The sequence below is a fragment of the Ulvibacter litoralis genome, assembly GCF_900102055.1.
Lineage (GTDB): Bacteria > Bacteroidota > Bacteroidia > Flavobacteriales > Flavobacteriaceae > Ulvibacter > Ulvibacter litoralis.
Genome location: NZ_FNBA01000001.1, coordinates 229,635 through 247,329, shown reverse-complemented (window position 1 = coordinate 247,329; position 17,695 = coordinate 229,635). Strand labels below are relative to the sequence as shown.

Annotated in this window: 10 protein-coding genes; 7 read left to right on the top strand and 3 right to left on the bottom strand. The window is 37.7% G+C overall.

Features of this window, described 5'->3' with window-relative positions:
* Positions 1-123 precede the first annotated feature (123 nt).
* From BLQ00_RS01145 to BLQ00_RS01130, 4 genes are all read left to right on the top strand, one after another.
* Positions 124-1,998 (top strand): outer membrane protein assembly factor BamB family protein, encoded by a 1,875-nt coding sequence (locus BLQ00_RS01145; RefSeq protein WP_093139538.1) that lies wholly within the window; start codon positions 124-126, stop codon positions 1,996-1,998.
* 204 nt (positions 1,999-2,202) lie between these two features.
* Positions 2,203-4,161 (top strand): tetratricopeptide repeat-containing sensor histidine kinase, encoded by a 1,959-nt coding sequence (locus BLQ00_RS01140; protein WP_093139536.1) that lies wholly within the window; start codon positions 2,203-2,205, stop codon positions 4,159-4,161.
* A gap of 66 nt (positions 4,162-4,227) precedes the next feature.
* On the top strand, positions 4,228-4,473 hold the full coding sequence (locus BLQ00_RS17505) for a hypothetical protein (RefSeq protein WP_175445393.1): 246 nt from the start codon (positions 4,228-4,230) through the stop codon (positions 4,471-4,473).
* A 65-nt stretch (positions 4,474-4,538) separates the two neighbouring features.
* Positions 4,539-5,189, top strand: a complete 651-nt coding sequence (locus BLQ00_RS01130) for a response regulator (protein ID WP_093139533.1) — start codon at positions 4,539-4,541, stop codon at positions 5,187-5,189.
* 115 nt (positions 5,190-5,304) lie between these two features.
* Here BLQ00_RS01130 and metK read toward each other — a convergent pair whose 3' ends face one another.
* Positions 5,305-6,558, bottom strand: coding sequence for a methionine adenosyltransferase (gene metK, locus BLQ00_RS01125; protein WP_093139532.1), 1,254 nt, complete (start codon positions 6,556-6,558; stop codon positions 5,305-5,307).
* Positions 6,559-6,865: 307 nt separating this feature from the next.
* On the opposite strand from metK, the gene BLQ00_RS01120 reads away from it, so the two are divergent.
* Complete coding sequence (locus BLQ00_RS01120) at positions 6,866-9,451, top strand: phosphoenolpyruvate carboxylase (protein ID WP_093139530.1); 2,586 nt, start codon at positions 6,866-6,868, stop codon at positions 9,449-9,451.
* A gap of 84 nt (positions 9,452-9,535) precedes the next feature.
* Here the strand turns inward: BLQ00_RS01120 and BLQ00_RS01115 are convergent, their stop codons facing one another.
* Positions 9,536-10,768 carry an ammonium transporter gene (locus BLQ00_RS01115; RefSeq protein ID WP_093139529.1) on the bottom strand — a complete coding sequence of 411 codons (1,233 nt, stop codon included), beginning with the start codon at positions 10,766-10,768 and terminating at the stop codon, positions 9,536-9,538.
* Between the two features lie 20 nt (positions 10,769-10,788).
* Positions 10,789-11,127, bottom strand: a complete 339-nt coding sequence (locus BLQ00_RS01110; protein ID WP_093139527.1) for a P-II family nitrogen regulator — start codon at positions 11,125-11,127, stop codon at positions 10,789-10,791.
* Between the two features lie 586 nt (positions 11,128-11,713).
* On the opposite strand from BLQ00_RS01110, the gene gltB reads away from it, so the two are divergent.
* Both gltB and BLQ00_RS01100 read left to right on the top strand, forming a co-directional pair.
* The gene (gltB, locus tag BLQ00_RS01105) at positions 11,714-16,216 is read left to right on the top strand and encodes a glutamate synthase large subunit (RefSeq protein ID WP_229792587.1); all 4,503 of its coding nucleotides are present in this window, start codon (positions 11,714-11,716) and stop codon (positions 16,214-16,216) included.
* Between the two features lie 4 nt (positions 16,217-16,220).
* Positions 16,221-17,687, top strand: a complete 1,467-nt coding sequence (locus BLQ00_RS01100; protein WP_093139526.1) for a glutamate synthase subunit beta — start codon at positions 16,221-16,223, stop codon at positions 17,685-17,687.
* The last annotated feature ends 8 nt before the right edge of the window (positions 17,688-17,695 follow it).

The following is a 17,695-nucleotide window of genomic DNA, read 5'->3' as shown; positions in this document are numbered from 1 at the left end:
ATAATGCTTCCAGTTTTTTATGCGCTATACCTTTAGATGAATCAAAATTATACGCCAATTGCCCTATTGAAATCGATTGGGCATTGCAGCATCTTTGAGGTGTAAAACCAAATGAACACGATTATGAGAACTTCAATAACAACCTTTTTATGTTTCGGATTGCTATTCATTACTTCTTCTGTAAGTACTGCACAACGCGCCGAAGCGCCAGATTATAGATATGATGTTGGCGCGAAAATTAATGAAATGACACTAACGCAGGGGGGCACTATGGTTGTGGCAAGCAACGATGGCCTAGTGGGGATAAAGCCTGGTAGTAATTCCCTGCTTTTTAACTTTACAGACTACGGACGCGTAAAACCAGAAGAGCTTACGTTTGTGCCAAACGCGCCGTACGTTATTATTGGTCAGACAGGATTTGCAAGTCTTTCTACCAAAAAAGCGGTGATCGATTATATGTCGGGACAAAAATTATTTAGTACCGAAGACAACGGTTGGAAAGTTGTTACAACCTGCGATGTGATGATGCCTCAAAACAAATTGGTAGTAAGTGGACAACGTCGCGCAGAAGACAATTATGCGAATGCAGTAGCCGTCTACGATTTAAACACAGGGCAGCAAGACTACATATTTAACTTAAATGACCCTACTCGGGTAGGAATTGCAAAAGTGTATGCCGTAACAGGACGTCCATTATTGTTGAAAAATAGCCTTATAGTGCCAACTACACAAGGACTTGTTGCGAAGAAAGCATTGACGGGAGAAACGCTGTGGGAAACGAAAATTAAAGGAATTACTTGGCTTGTTTCCGATTCTAACGAAAAAGATATTTATGCTTTTGAAGAGTCTGAAAGCGGAAAAAACACCAAAGTATATAAATTAGGTCCTAATGGAGAGGAGCTTTGGGCAGACAACGCCAAGGTAAAAGGAAAGGTCGCTAATTTTGAAATCTTACCACAGGGATTGGCAATTGTAAGCAATGTAGATAATGGTGGGAATACGAGTGTATTTGCAGCGAAGAATGAATCTAAAATAGGGTTTTTAAGCGCTGCTACGGGTGAAGATCTTTGGGAGAAAGCACCGAAAACAAAAGGGTATGTGCAACATTTTTATATCATGGAAGATGGAATTCTCTTCGGAATCTATCAAGGAGGAATTAATAAAATATCCTACGACGGAAACACCCTCTTTAAAAAACCATTAAAAACAGGCGAGAATATTTTAACCATGTCTGAAACACCACAGGGTTTGATTTATATCACTTCGGAAGATGCGAATATCGTAAACCTACAAACGGGTGACCAAGTTTGGAAAAAGCCCTTAAAATACAAACGTGCGGGTGCTATTAGCTCTACCTACGATGCAGGAAATGATAGGTATTTAATTAGTGCCGATGAAACTTTGTTTGCGGTCGATGCCACGTCGGGAGAAGTAAGCACGTTGGCAGACTCTAAATTTGAAGGGAAGGAAGCTCCGAGCAGCATTGAGATTCGTGAGGGCGGAATTTTACGTACGAGCGATCAAAACATGATGACCCTAGATTGGAAAGGAGAGCAGCAATGGCATGAGTATTACAGAGCGCCAGGAAAAAGTGCGATGGGTGCAATTTTGGCGGGAGTTACAGCAGTAGCCGCAGCAACCACTGCAGCAGCCGCTCAAAATTCGGCAAATCAAAATAGAAACAAATTAGGGAACTATACCGCTCGTGGCGAACGGGATGCTAGACTAGCTGCCGATATGGCGATGGCAACAGGGAAATCTATCGGAGAAATGTTGAAACGTTTTAAAGCGACAGCAGCCACCGAAAATGCACAGTTTGTATTGACAAAATTAGAAGAAGGTGTTGGTTTGGTGAAGCTAAACAAAGACACGGGAGCTAAAGAAAAAGAGATTGTTTTAAAAGATAAAAAACCAGAATACCAAGTGGATGATCGCGGCGGAATTTTATACTACAAAGCAGATTCAAACTCAATATTCGCATACGATTTGACCAAATAAATAACTAACCAGATTTATTTTAAAGTTGTGGGGAGCAACTTGTAAGAGGTTGTTTAAAAAGTAATTTTTGTAGGTTCGAACGCTGTCGAGAGGGTTAACTTCAGGCTAATTAATAGGTTATAAATGCCTTCAGTTTAACAACATACTTTACTTTTTATTCAACCTCTTTTATTTTTTCTTACTTTAGAATCAAAATAATCCTTTATGAAGCACGTATTCTTTGTTGTATTGTTTCTTTTCTACGGAATAGCCTTCAGTCAGTCTGCAACCAAGCATATTGATAGCCTTCAAGAAGCTTCAAAACATGTAAATGATTCAACACGACTTCGAATGGTGCGAGAAGTTACATTTCATTATATCTTCAACGATCCTGAAAAGGCAAAACGGTTATTGAAATCAAGTATTTCCGAAGCGAAAAATTTACACTTATCACTTTCCGAAGCAGAACTCACAAATAATTACGGCATCTTAATGGACGTCACTGGAAAGTCAGATTCTGCTAAAATCTATTTTGAAAAAGCGTTGGCTATAAGTCGGTCCCAAAAGTACAAGAAACTGACTTCAAAGATCACCAACAACCTTGGGATGTATCATTGGAATAAAGGAGACAATCAAGAAGCACTCGATTTCTTTTTTCAAGCCTTGGCGCTCAATCGAGAGCAAAATAACCTACAGTCAAATGGCACATACTACAATAATATAGGGCTTATTTACCAAGAAATGGAAATGGTAGATAAGGCTTTGGAGTACCATTTCAAAGCCCTTGAAATTCGTAAAAAATTTGACATTCGGTATGAAATCCCAATATCGTTCAATAATATCGCCATCAATTTAACCGAAAAAGGACAATATAAAGAAGCGGAAGAGGCACTTTTGGAAGGCATCGAAATGGCGAAAGAGGTGAACGAGCAAGGCGTGTACTATAATTTGTTAACGAGTTTGTCGAATATTTACATGCTTCAGGATACGCCTGGCAAAGCAATTGCTTTACTCGAAGAAATTTTGGAGGGCAGAAACACATCAAACATTGATAGAAGGGCGAATATTAGTACGTATGCCAATTGTATTCATGCATTTAATACGATTGGGAATTATAAAAAAGCCTTGCAATACATCAAGGAGGGCGAGTCGTTTTTGGAGGAGTTTTCAGATTTAAAAGCGTCGGCGGTCGATTTTTATGCGGCTTCAGCACAAACGCAATATTCGGTACATAACATTGAAGTAGGCGATCACTATCTTACAAAAACACTTCGCTTAAAGGACAGTCTTTTTTCTTCTGAAAATGCTGAAAATGTCGCGGCGCTAGAAACTCGTTTTAAAGTTTCAGAAAAAGAAAGAGATTTGGCCGAAAGTAGAGCAAACCTCGCGGAAAGAGAATTGCAAATAGAACAAAAAAACACGCTGCTCTTCGGAAGCCTAGGTTTGGCGTTGGTTTTAGGATTGTTAGGATACCTATTTTATAAGCAGCAACGACTTAAAAATGAACAGTTGCGGAAAGAAAACGAATTAAAAACAGCTTTAGCACGCATCGAAACGCAAAACAGATTGCAAGAACAACGACTTCGAATTTCGAGAGATTTGCACGATAATATTGGGTCGCAACTTACCTTTATTATTTCGTCTATCGATAATTTAACCTTTGGGTTGGAAGGGGAGAATTCAAAGATTTCTAAAAAATTAAGTACAATTAGCACCTTTGCATCACAAACTATTTACGAGCTACGCGATACTATTTGGGCAATGAACAAGCAAGATATTACGCTTGAAGATTTGCAAGGACGTATTTCTAACTTTATAGAAAAAGCAGGCGCGGTAAAGCAAGAGGTTCAGTTTCGTTTTTCGGTGGCTGCTACTGTTTCAAAGGAGACTACGTTTACTTCAGTACAAGGAATGAACATGTATCGCATTATTCAAGAAGCCGTAAACAATGCTTTTAAGTATGCAAAAGCTTCAGAAATAAACGTGTCAGTTTCCGCAGCACAAAAACAAATTACCGTCACTATAACAGACAATGGTGTCGGATTTTTGTTAGAAAAGACAGCGATGGGGAATGGAATTTCCAACATTAAAAAACGAGCAAAGGATCTTGGAGGTAAGGCTGTTGTTTTGTCTACGCTTGATAAAGGTACTTCCGTTTCGGTTACTTTTCCGCTAATCACATAAATACGACAATTGCCGTATGTTAAATGGAAGGATGAATTCTTAATTTTAATTATAGTATTGATCTAAATGAGTGTTTCACAAATCGTAATAGTCGTGTTTTTTACATTGCTTGGTATAGGAGTGATGATTGTGTTTTTGTATCGTAACAAGAATTTGAGAATGCAACACAATGACCAATTGGGACAGTTGCAATTAGCGTTCGAAATGCACAAAAAGCAACTTAGTACACGACAAACGCATTTAAATGTGTATAATTTTTTAACTTATAACCTAGAAGAAGCGCTTTTGGTGCAGCCGAAAATTAAATTGTAATGATGTTTTTTACTTCGGAAAGAGAACGAAGCGATACATTGTTTGCGATTCAAAAAAAAGAATAGATGCCTTTAAAAATTGCCATTGTAGATGATAATTCCTTTTTAATCCATGCGATTAAAGAGAAGCTCTCTTTTTTTGAAGATGTCGTGGTGAAGCATACGTCTCACAACGGAAGTGAATTGTTAACCAAATTGGAGGAAAATCACAACCTCGATTTGATTTTGATGGATATTGAAATGCCAGTATTGAACGGTATTGAAACCACTCAGATTGTAAAGCAGAAATACCCACAACTAAAAATTATCATGCTCACTGCTTTCGATAATGACGAGCATATTTTTAATGCGATTAAAGCGGGTGCCGATGGATATTTGTTGAAAGAGATCAATCCAAAAGATTTGTATAATGGTATTGTAGATACGCTAAATGGAGGTGCAGCGATGAATCCTTCCATCGCATTAAAAACATTAAAATTACTTCGGAATCCGATTGACATTCAAAATCCGAGAGATCAAGAAGAAATATCGTTGTCAAAACGCGAAGTTGAGGTGTTGGAGCAACTAAGCAAAGGGTTGAGCTACACGGCCATTGCTGAAAATTTATTTTTATCGCCCAGTACCGTCCGAAAACACATTGAAAATATTTATAAAAAACTACAAGTACACTCTAAAATTGAAGCTGTGCAAAAGGCCAAGAATTACAATATTATATAAATGTCGGTTCGAGCGCAGTCGAAAACTAGTAGCCAAAATCGTACTTAGTGAGACAAATAAAAAACCCTCTAAAGCATATGCTGAAGAGGGTTTTTCTATGTTGTTTTTGATCTAACTATAGGTCAAAAGCTTTTTTCACGTTGTCAACGTAATCTAGTTTTTCCCAAGTGAAAAGTTCCACTTCTTTTTCAATTCTACCATTGTAAGGGCTTTCAAAAACTTTCGTTACTGTTTCTGGGTTTCTTCCCATGTGACCGTAAGCGGCAGTTTCTGAATAGATTGGATTACGTAATTTTAAACGAGACTCAATCGCAGATGGGCGCATATCAAAGATGCTAGCGACCAAAGTTGCAATTTCTCCGTCTGTTTTGTTTACATGAGAGGTACCGTAGGTATTTACTAAGATTGAAGTTGGTTCTACCACTCCAATTGCATACGATACTTGTACTAACACTTCATCAGCAAGACCTGCAGCAACCAAGTTTTTTGCGATGTGACGTGATGCATATGCGGCACTTCTATCTACTTTACTTGGATCTTTACCGCTAAAAGCACCACCACCGTGAGCTCCTTTACCACCATAGGTATCTACAATAATCTTACGTCCTGTAAGACCTGTATCTCCGTGAGGTCCCCCAATAACAAACTTTCCTGTTGGGTTGATGTGATAGGTAATGTCGTCGTTAAATAATTCTTGAACGTACTTCGGAAGCTGTGCCTTTACTCTCGGAATTAAGATTGAAATAATATCATCTTTAATTTTTTGAAGCATTGGTGCGTCTTCGTCAAAATCGTCGTGCTGTGTTGAAACCACAATCGCTACAATTTTTTGTGGAACGTTATCGTCACTATATTCTATGGTTACTTGACTTTTTGAATCTGGACGTAAGTACGAAATTTCAGTTCCTTCTCTACGTAATTTTGCAAGTTCTATTAGTATTTTATGCGAAATGTCTAGTGCTAACGGCATGTAGTTCGCAGTTTCTTTGGTTGCATATCCAAACATCATTCCTTGGTCACCAGCACCTTGCTCTTCTTTAGTAGAACGATCAACCCCTTGGTTAATGTCTTGAGATTGTTCGTGAATTAACGAAATAACACCACAAGAATCTCCGCTAAATTGATACGCTCCTTTTGTGTATCCAATTTTGTTTACTACATCTCTTGCAATAGTTTGTACATCTAGGTAAGTGTTACTTTTTACCTCTCCAGCTAAAATTACCTGTCCTGTCGTTACTAAGGTTTCACAAGCTACTTTAGACTCTGGGTCGAAAGCTAAAAAGTTATCTAATAATGCGTCACTAATTTGGTCAGCAACTTTGTCTGGATGTCCTTCAGAAACACTTTCCGAAGTAAATAAATACGCCATAAAATGGTTTTTAATTATAATATTATAGGTCGATTTGACGAAAACGTCGAAGGAAGTTTACACTGCCTTTAGCATTTTTTTTTGAGGTTGCAATCAGTCAAATCTTTCCTCATTTTTAAGGCTACAAAAATACAGATAATATTATAACTATAAAATATAAGGATATGTTAATTTGCATGTTTCATGTTTTCGTTTAAATCGGTTTCGTTTTTCCCTCAAACGTTTTCGTGAAATTTTTCATAAAAAAGCATCTAGAATGGCTGTTTGTAAGCAGTCTTTAGTATTTTTAAGGGTAACTAAAAAGCAGATGTCTACACAACCTAAACTTACCCGATTTAATCAAAACGTATTGTCAAAATACCAAATTTACAATAGTATTTTTATGACATTACCGTTTGATAGTATTACTAAAACTGGCGTTTTATTGCCTCTTTTCCACGAAACCTGCCAAAAAGGGTTCGAAAACGGCGACAATCCTACTAAGATTGTAACCGATTTTTTTCATAAGTATCAAGCCAGACGATCTTCCGAGAGTCAGATAAGTTTGTTATTTCGTTTTATTCAATACATCGAACGGCAAGTTGTTTTGTTCGATGCAATAGAAGATGCCGCCTTTCCTATTGTCAATAATATGGACGGTATTGGAACACTTCGAAGTTTGAAAGAATCGGCAACTTCTACCAATAAGAAAGAACAGCTAAAACAGTATTTGGAAGAGTTTAAAGTGCGAATTGTACTAACGGCGCATCCCACACAGTTTTACCCCGGCTCTGTATTGGGAATCATTACCGATTTATCGAAGGCTATCAAGAAAAACAACTTGTTAGAAATTAATGATTTGCTAGCACAGTTAGGGAAAACGCCTTTTTTCAAACATAAAAAACCAACCCCTTACGATGAAGCAGTGAGTTTGATCTGGTATTTGGAAAATGTTTTTTATAAGTCCTTCGGAAGCGTTTACGACTACATTCAACAAAACATTTTTGACGGAAAACCAATCGCAAACGACATTATTAATATTGGGTTTTGGCCAGGAGGAGATCGTGATGGAAATCCATTTGTAACTTCAGAAACTACACTGAAAGTTGCGAGAAGACTGAAAGAAACCATTTTAAAAAATTATTACAAAGACATCCGTTCGTTAAAACGAAAACTAACGTTTACCGGAGTTGAAGACCGTATCTCTGGTATTGAAAAACAATTATACGATGCTGTTTTAGATCCTTCAGCCATTAGCTACGCAAGTTTTGACACTTTTGTTTCAGAATTAAAATCTATTAAAGAAATTGTAATCGCAGAGCACCAATCGCTGTATGTGAACGAATTAAATAGTTTGCTGAATAAAATTCATTTGTTTGGGTTTCATTTTGCGATGTTAGACATTCGTCAAGACAGCCGCGCGCATGACAGTGTATTTTCGACCATGGTTGAAGGATTGATTGAAAATGGTAGCGAGATCTTTCCGAAGAATTATAATTCACTTTCAGAAAAAGAACAAATAGCAATTTTATCGAAAGTTGAAGGAGCTGTAGATATTTCCTTGTTTCAAGATGAAGAAGTTTTAAAAACGCTGGAAACTATCAAGGCGATAAAAACCATTCAAGAAAGTAATGGAGAGCGTGCTGCAAACCGCTATATTATTAGCAACAATCAAACGGCATTAAACGTGATGCAATTGTTTGCAATGCTAAAGTTGATTGCCTTTCAGGAAAAAATGACCGTCGATATTGGGCCGTTATTTGAAACGATTACCGATTTGGAAAACGCGCATTTGGTGATGGAAGAGTTGTATACAAATCCAACCTATAGCGCACATTTAAAACAACGAGGAAACAAACAAACCATCATGCTTGGTTTTAGTGATGGAACCAAAGATGGAGGTTATTTAATGGCCAATTGGGCAATTTTTAAAGCCAAAGAGAAGCTGACCGAAGTTTCAAGAAAATACGACGTAACGGTGATCTTTTTTGATGGTCGTGGAGGACCTCCAGCGAGAGGTGGTGGAAAAACACACCAGTTTTATGCATCGTTAGGACCTACCATAGAAGACAAAGAAGTGCAACTAACCATTCAGGGGCAAACCATTAGTTCCAATTTTGGGACTTTAGATTCGTCTCAGTATAATCTAGAACAATTAATAAGTTCGGGAATTGCGAATCGCTTGAACGAAACCAATTTAAGCATGTCGAAAGCATCGCTTGAAGTGATGGATTCGTTAGCGACGATTAGTTATGAAACGTATGCAGCTTTTAAAAGTCATCCTATGTTTTTGCCGTATTTGGAACGAATGAGTACATTAAAATACTATGCGAAAACAAATATTGGAAGCCGACCTTCCAAAAGAGGAAAATCGGATACGTTGGTTTTTAGTGACTTGAGAGCCATTCCTTTTGTGGGGTCTTGGAGTCAGTTGAAACAGAACGTGCCAGGATTTTTTGGCGTAGGAACGGCATTAAAACATTTTGAAGATAAAGGACAGTTTGATAAAGTAGTGTCACTGTATTCTGAATCTAGTTTCTTTAAAACGTTGATTGAAAACAGTATGATGTCATTGTCTAAATCGTTTTTCGATCTTACAAAATATATGGCTGAAGATGCTGAATTTGGAAGTTTTTGGAACATTATTTATACTGAATACAAAACCACAAAACGATTATTACTGAAGCTTACAGGATATTCTGTATTGATGGAAAATGAACAAGCAGGGAAAGCTTCAATCGATGTTCGCGAGTCTATTGTGCTGCCGTTGCTTACCATTCAGCAATTTGCATTAAAGAAGATTCAAGAATTAGAAAAAGCACCTGTGCGAGACGAGGAGCAAATCAAAATTTACGAGAAAATTGTCACCCGATCTCTATTTGGAAATATCAATGCGAGTAGAAATTCAGCATAACAGAGGTGTGGTATATTAGAAAACAAAAAACCGCTACAAATTATTTGTAGCGGTTTTTCTAAATAACCAATTTTAAACAATTAATCAATGCTCATTCAGTCTAAAGTCTGGGTAGGCATCCATACCGTGTTCATGTGCATCAAGGCCTTCAAATTCTTCAATTTCTGAGACTCTAATTCCCATGGTTTTTTTCAGTGCAAATAAAATAATAAATGAAGTGCTTGTGCAAAATACCGCATAGACGCCAATACCAATTAACTGGCTTACAAGTTGTGCGAAACCTGCTAAGTTTCCGAAGAGACCCACGGCAAGTGTTCCCCAAATTCCACAGACTAAATGAACCGCAATAGCACCTACAGGATCATCTAATTTTAACTTATCGATAAAAGAAACGGCAAAAACGATAATGGCTCCTGCAACTCCACCAATAAGTATGGCATCCATTGGACTCATCTGGTCTGCGCCAGCGGTAATACCTACCAGTCCGCCAAGAATACCATTTAAAAACATCGTTAAATCTAGGTTTTTGTGTAAAATTGTCGATACCATGAAGGCTACAACTCCTCCTGCAGCAGCTGCTAAGCAAGTCGTTACTAAGGTTAAGGAAGTAGCTTCAGGATTTGCAGATAATACAGAGCCTCCATTAAATCCAAACCATCCTAGCCAAAGGATTAATACTCCGGTCATTGCTAATGGAATGTTGTGTCCGGGAATGGCCTGTGGTTTTCCGTCTTTATACTTTCCAATGCGGGAGCCAAGTAAATAAACCGCTACCAAAGCAGCCCATCCTCCTACAGAGTGTACCAATGTTGAACCTGCAAAATCGTAAAAAGGGGTTTCTAATTGTTGTAGAAATCCGCCGCCCCATTTCCAAGAACCAGCGATTGGATATACAATTCCTACATAAAATATCACGAAATACATAAAAGGAACAATTTTAATGCGTTCTGCTACGGCACCAGAAACAATTGTGGCTGCGGTAGCTGCAAACATGCCTTGAAATAAAAAGTCGGTCCAATACGTATAGCCTTCGTTATACGTAAGATCTAACGTTCCAGCTGCATTTAAGGGTGCTTCTAGTCCGAGACCAGCAAACCCTAAAAATCCATTAAAATCTCCAGGATACATAAGGTTAAAGCCTACAATTGCATATAGCAAAAGACCAACGGTGATGATAAATGTGTTTTTAAAGAGGATGTTGATGGTGTTTTTTTGTCTTGTCAATCCAATTTCTAAAAGTGAAAAGCCAAGATGCATAAAGAAAACAAGTGCTGTACAGATCATCATCCATACATTATTTATTGTAAATAATTCCATAGTGAGTTGTTACTGATGATTTATTCTAAGGTATTTGCGCCTTTTTCTCCTGTTCGTATTCGGTAGCAGTCTTTTATTTCTGAAACAAATATTTTTCCATCACCAACTTCACCGGTAGCCGCCGCTTTTAAAATTGCGTTAATTGCATCTTCTTCAAACTTGTCATTTACTACAATAGAAAGATATCTGCGCTGAATGTCGCTCGTACTATAAGAAATACCTCTATATACGTGTCCTTCTTTCTCGTTTCCTAGTCCGGTGACGTCCCAATAAGAGAAGAAATTGATGCCTACATCGTGCAGTGCATCTTTAACTGCGCTGTATTTTGATTTCCGAATAATTGCTTCAATTTTTTTCATGAATTATAGGTTGCTAATTGTTGTTTTTTTTTAGTGTATTTAAATTGAAAAATGATTGAAATAACTAGCTTCTTTTAGTAGGTGAAAAAAGCTACTTTGAATTGTGATTTTTGGGCAAAAAAAGACTGTTTTTAAGTTGGTGTTTAAAATGAATAATACTTAAATAAATTTTTCAAATTTTTTGATAAAAATATAAAAAATGAAACATTACCCCTATAAAAAATAGGGGTAATGTTTGAAATTTATAGTATTATTAATTTATAGTGTGTTTTTTTAAGGGGTGTGCTTATTTTAAGTTGATTTTTTATATATTTTCAATTTAAATTTTGAAAATTAATTCAAATTTTGGTGTTTTTGATGTGAATTTTTAGGTGAAATTGAAGAAGAGTTGAGAAAAAAATGATATAAATGCTGAGTTTCATGTAATTTTTCATTGCATGATTGATAAAATTGAGGGCCTCAAATTGTTGATTTCATTTTTTAGAAGCAGTCAAATTTTGATATTCATAATAATGATTCTTGCATTATGAAGTGTGCTATTTAAGTTGTTATATTAGAGTAAAATAGCAATTAAAATTAGGATGTTATGATGCAGAAACAAGGACTTTATTTACCAGAATTTGAACACGATAATTGTGGCGCAGGATTTATATGTAGTTTGAAGGGAATTCGGTCAAATGATATCATTCATAAAGCGCTTCAAATTTTAGAAAATTTAGAGCATCGAGGTGCCGTTAGTTCGGATGGAAAAACGGGTGATGGTGCAGGGATTTTAATTGACATTCCGCACGAATTTTTTGTAAAGAATTGTGATTTTAAACTTCCGAAGGAAAACGAATATGCAGTAAGCAATGTTTTTTTACCTAAAAAGAGCAATCAACGATCGTTTTGTATCACTGTTTTTGAAAAACACCTTCAAGAACAAGGCTTAAAAGTACTTGGGTGGCGTGATGTTCCTGTTGATGAAACTGTGCTAGGTGAAATTGCTGCCGTAACGCAACCTTACATTAAACAGATATTTGTAGGTAAAGAAACTAAAGACCAAAGTGAGTTTCAGTTTCATTTGAAGCTTTTCATCGCACGGAAAAAAACAGAACACGAGATTATCGCATCTAAAATCTCTGAAAGCGCGTTTTTCTATTTGCCGAGTCTTTCCACAAAAATTATTATTTATAAGGGCTTATTGATTCCTGAAGACATAAAATTATTTTATAAAGAGTTGTCCGACCCTTTATTCGTTACGAGATTGGCATTGGTGCATCAACGGTTTTCTACCAATACATTCCCGACGTGGGATTTGGCGCAACCTTTCCGTTATATGTGTCACAATGGAGAAATTAACACGCTTCGTGGAAACATTTCTAGAATGTATTCGCGTCAGGAATTATTGGAAAGTGACCTATTTGGAAAAGAAATCAAAGCCATTTTACCAATCGTACTACCTGGAAAGTCAGATTCGGCTTCTATGGATATGGTGGTCGAACTGTTATTAATGACAGGTCGTTCTATTCCTGAAGTAATGATGATGTTAGTACCAGAGGCTTGGGAGAAAAACCCTGAAATGTCCGATACCAAAAAAGCATTTTACGAATTCAATTCGTGTGTCATGGAGCCTTGGGATGGTCCAGCCTCTATTCCTTTTACCGACGGAAAGTATATCGGTGCCGTTTTAGACAGGAATGGTTTACGTCCTTCGCGGTATTCGGTTACAAAAGATGGCTACGTTATAATGTCTTCGGAAATTGGCGTAATTGAGATTGATCCTAAGAATGTGGAATATCACGGTCGATTAGAACCTGGTAAAATGTTTTTGGTGAATATGAATGAAGGGAGAATTGTAAATGATGAAGAAATAAAAGAAAGAATCGCGTCAAAATATCCGTATCGAAACTGGTTAGACCACAATTTATTACAACTTAAAAACATTCCTTATAACGATTGTCCTGTTTTTTATAATGAAACCTCTTTAGAAAAACGAAAGGTCATCTTTGGATACACACAAGAGGATATTGACACCATTATATTACCGATGGCGCAATACAGTAAAGAACCCATTGGGTCTATGGGAAGTGATACACCAATTGCCGTGTTGTCGCAACGGCCACAGTTATTGTACAATTATTTCAAACAGCTTTTTGCACAAGTAACCAATCCTCCGTTGGACGGAATTCGTGAAGAGATTATTACAGATATTAGTCTAACATTAGGAAGCGATGCTAATATCTTTGAAATAAATGAAACGCATTGTAAAAAGTTGAAAATTCAGAATCCGGTGATTTCAAAACAGGATTTAGATAAAATAAAAAGCTTGCATAATGACGGCTTCAAAGTAGCATCTATTTCGATACTATACACCATTGAAAAAGGGTACAACGGATTGGAAGAAGCGTTAGAGTCTATTTTAAAAGAAGCTTCAAAAGCCGCCGGAACAGGTGTAAATATCTTAATTCTTTCCGATAGAAATTCAACCGAAACACAGGCGCCAATTCCTGCCTTGTTGGCTTGCTCGTATGTAAATAGCGGACTTCAACGACTCGGGAAACGTTCCAAAGTAAGTCTTATTATTGAATCTGCCGAGCCGCGAGAAGTGCATCATTTTGCCTTGTTATTTGGGTACGGAGCAAGTGCTATTAATCCATATATGGTCAACGAGATTATTGAAGATCAGGTAGAAGATTTCAATAGTAGTGCTATAACTTCTTTGGAAGCGATTCAGAATTACAACAAAGCCATTGGAAAAGGAATTCTGAAAGTGATGAATAAAATTGGAATTTCTACGCTCAACTCATACCGAGGTTCTCAATTGTTTGAGTGTATTGGAATTAATACGGAAGTTGTGAATCAATATTTTCCGAAGACAGCGACACGTATTCAAGGAATTGGATTGCATCATATAGAAAAAGAAATTAGCAAACGCTATAAAAAGGTCTATGAAAGTCGCGACATTGAAGGTGAGTTAGACTTAGAAATTGGAGGCGAATATCGATGGAGACGGAATCAAGAACACCACATGTTCAACCCTTTATCCATAGCAAAATTGCAAGAATCAGTCAGAACCAATACTGCTGCAACGTATAAGGAGTATTCAGAACTCATAAACAATCAGTCTAAGCAATTAATGACCATTCGTGGAATGTTCGAGTTTACCAACTACGATCCCATTCCTATTGAAGAGGTAGAGCCTTGGACCAATATTGTAAAGCGTTTTAAAACGGGCGCCATGTCGTATGGTTCTATTAGTAAGGAAGCGCACGAAAATTTGGCAGTTGCAATGAACCGTATTGGAGGGAAAAGTAATTCGGGTGAAGGAGGAGAAAATGAAACTCGTTTTTATAAAGATGCGAACGGAGATTGGAAAAACAGTGCAATTAAACAAGTTGCTTCTGGGCGTTTTGGAGTCACCTCAAATTATTTGACAAGTGCTTCAGAAATACAAATTAAAATGGCACAAGGAGCCAAACCGGGAGAAGGAGGGCAATTACCAGGAGAGAAGGTAAATCCTGAAATTGCCAAAACAAGAAATTCAACACCCTATGTTGGACTCATATCACCGCCGCCGCATCACGATATTTATTCGATAGAAGATTTATCACAATTAATTTACGATTTAAAATCGGCAAACCGAACCGCTCGTATTAATGTAAAACTTGTTTCTGAAGTCGGCGTTGGTACCGTAGCGGCTGGAGTGGCTAAAGCCAAAGCAGATGTAGTTCTTATATCTGGTTTTGATGGCGGTACAGGAGCGTCACCATTAACGTCTTTAAAACACGCAGGATTGCCTTGGGAGTTGGGACTTGCGGAAGCACAACAAACCTTGGTGATGAATAATTTACGAAACCGTATCGTGGTTGAATGCGACGGACAATTAAAAACGGGGCGCGATGTGGCCATTGCGTGTTTGTTAGGAGCCGAAGAATTTGGATTTGCAACGGCTCCGTTGGTGGCTTCAGGATGTGTGATGATGCGCGTGTGTCATTTAAATACCTGTCCTGTCGGAATTGCAACCCAAAATCCAGAACTGCGGAAGAAGTTTAAAGGAAAGCCAGAGCATGTGGTAAATTTCATGTATTTCGTGGCACAAGAATTACGCGAAATAATGGCGCAGTTAGGTTTCAAAACAGTAGATGAAATGGTTGGTAAGGTTGAGAAAATTAACCGAAATGAAGCCATCGATTATTACAAGGCACATGGTATCGATTTATCGCCCATTCTTCATAAGGTAAAAGTTTCCGAAGAAACAAAACTATACAACACAACAACTCAAAATCACAATTTGGAGAAGTCGTTAGATTTTGAAATTATTCGGAAAGCACATCCTGCTTTGTTCAGAAAAGAAAAAACCAGTTTAGATTTTAAAATCACCAATAAAGACCGTGCAATTGGTGCTATTTTAAGTAATGAAATTTCTAAAATCTACGGCGCACAAGGCTTGCCCGAAAACACATTGAAAATAAATTTTGAAGGTTCTGCAGGCCAAAGTTTTGGAGCCTTTGCAACCAAAGGGTTAACGCTGGTAGTAACCGGAAACACCAATGATTATATCGGGAAAGGACTTTCAGGAGCCAAACTCATTGTTAGAGTGCCAGAAACAGCAACGATTATTCCTGAAGACAACGTGATTATTGGAAATGTAGCCATGTATGGTGCTACAGCTGGCGAAGTGTACATCAACGGAAAAGCAGGCGAACGGTTCTGTGTTCGGAATTCCGGCGCACAAGCAGTTGTGGAAGGAATAGGAGATCATGGTTGCGAATATATGACGGGTGGTATTGCTGTTATTTTAGGAGAAGTAGGACGAAATTTTGGCGCAGGAATGAGCGGCGGAATTGCATATGTATACGATGTAAATAACACCTTTAAAAAGCACTGTAATGTGGCTGGTTTGAATTTAGAAATTGTTTCTGAAACGGACGATATCAATACACTAAAACAACTCATCGAGAATCATTACAACGCCACACAGAGTCCGAAAGCACAGCGAATTTTAGAAGGATGGGAAAAAGAACTTTCGTTTTTTGTGAAAGTGCTTCCTGAAGAATACAAACAAGCCTTGATTAGATTAGAACAAGAAAAACTTATAAAACTATAATACAATGGGAAAGATAACAGGTTTTATGGAGTTTGACAGAATCACTGAAGCGTACGATCCTGCAAGCGAAAGACTCAAAAACTATAAGGAGTTTACCATTCCTTTAGAGAAAAAGGGATTGAAAGAACAAGGAGCACGCTGTATGGATTGCGGGGTTCCTTTTTGTACTAGTGGTTGTCCTTTAGGAAATTTAATTCCAGATTTCAACGACAATGTATATAAAGGAAAATGGAAAGAGGCTGCTAAAATTTTACATGCTACGAATAACTTTCCAGAATTTACGGGGCGATTGTGTCCTGCACCTTGCGAAGAAGCCTGCGTGTTAGGAATTAATGAAGATCCTGTAACCATCGAGAACATAGAAAAAAACATTGTGGAAATCGCCTTCGAGGAAGGTTGGATTGTAGCGCATTCACCTACGCAGCGCACCAATAAAAAGGTTGCAATCATTGGCTCTGGACCTTCAGGATTGGCAGCGGCACAACAATTAAATAGAGCAGGGCATAGCGTAACTGTTTTTGAAAGAGATGCAAAAGTTGGCGGATTATTGCGCTACGGAATTCCAGATTTTAAACTCGAAAAGTCAATTATAGATCGTAGAATCGAAATTTTAGAAGAAGAAGGAATTACATTTAAAACAAACACCAATGTCGGTGTTTCATTAAGTGTAGAAACAATAAAAGCTGAATTTGATGCTGTTTTGTTGTGTAATGGTGCTACCGAAAGAAGAAGCATTCCTATAAAAGGGTCGCATTTAAAAGGAGTGCATCAAGCAATGGATTTCCTGAAGTTGAATAACGAATACGTAGATAAACAAACTCCTTTTGAAGCTATTATTTCAGCAAAAGATAAACATGTTATAGTCATTGGTGGCGGTGATACAGGATCCGATTGTATTGGTACTTCCAATCGTCACGGGGCAGCATCGGTAACTAATTTTGAAATTTTAGACAAACCAACACTTGGCAGACCTGCAAATCAGCCGTGGCCGTATTGGCCTATGAAGTTGAAAACCACCTCGTCTCACAAAGAGGGCGTAGAACGGTTTTGGAGCATTTCTACCAAAGAGTTTTTAGGTGATAAAGAAGGTAATTTAAAAGGATTGGTCACTGTTGAGGTAGAATGGAATTTCAAAAAGGGAGAACGTCCACAATTAAAAGAAATTCCGAATACGGAGAAAAAGTGGAAATGTGACTTAGTGCTACTCGCATTGGGCTTTACAGGGCCAGAAAAAACCTTAGTAGATCAATTTGTGTTAGATACAGATGGGCGTAGTAACATAAAAGCAACCATTGCAAATTATAAAACGAGTGCGCCTGGAATATTCGCCGCGGGAGATGCAAGGCGCGGTCAATCACTTATTGTGTGGGCTATTTCTGAAGGCCGACAAGCTGCACATCATATTGATGCTTTTTTAATGGGATCTTCTCAATTGCCTTTGAAGGACGGAAATGATTTACCTAGAATCTAATGACTAAA

Bases quoted from the DNA above. Each gene is read 5' to 3' on its own strand.
- BLQ00_RS01145 (WP_093139538.1), top strand. From the start codon at position 124: ATGAGAACTTCAATAACAACCTTTTTATGTTTCGGATTGCTATTCATT.
- BLQ00_RS01140 (WP_093139536.1), top strand. From the start codon at position 2,203: ATGAAGCACGTATTCTTTGTTGTATTGTTTCTTTTCTACGGAATAGCC.
- BLQ00_RS01110 (WP_093139527.1), bottom strand. From the start codon at position 11,127: ATGAAAAAAATTGAAGCAATTATTCGGAAATCAAAATACAGCGCAGTT.
- BLQ00_RS01115 (WP_093139529.1), bottom strand. From the start codon at position 10,768: ATGGAATTATTTACAATAAATAATGTATGGATGATGATCTGTACAGCA.
- BLQ00_RS01100 (WP_093139526.1), top strand. From the start codon at position 16,221: ATGGGAAAGATAACAGGTTTTATGGAGTTTGACAGAATCACTGAAGCG.
- BLQ00_RS01120 (WP_093139530.1), top strand. From the start codon at position 6,866: ATGTCTACACAACCTAAACTTACCCGATTTAATCAAAACGTATTGTCA.
- BLQ00_RS17505 (WP_175445393.1), top strand. From the start codon at position 4,228: ATGAGTGTTTCACAAATCGTAATAGTCGTGTTTTTTACATTGCTTGGT.
- gltB (WP_229792587.1), top strand. From the start codon at position 11,714: ATGATGCAGAAACAAGGACTTTATTTACCAGAATTTGAACACGATAAT.
- BLQ00_RS01130 (WP_093139533.1), top strand. From the start codon at position 4,539: ATGCCTTTAAAAATTGCCATTGTAGATGATAATTCCTTTTTAATCCAT.
- metK (WP_093139532.1), bottom strand. From the start codon at position 6,558: ATGGCGTATTTATTTACTTCGGAAAGTGTTTCTGAAGGACATCCAGAC.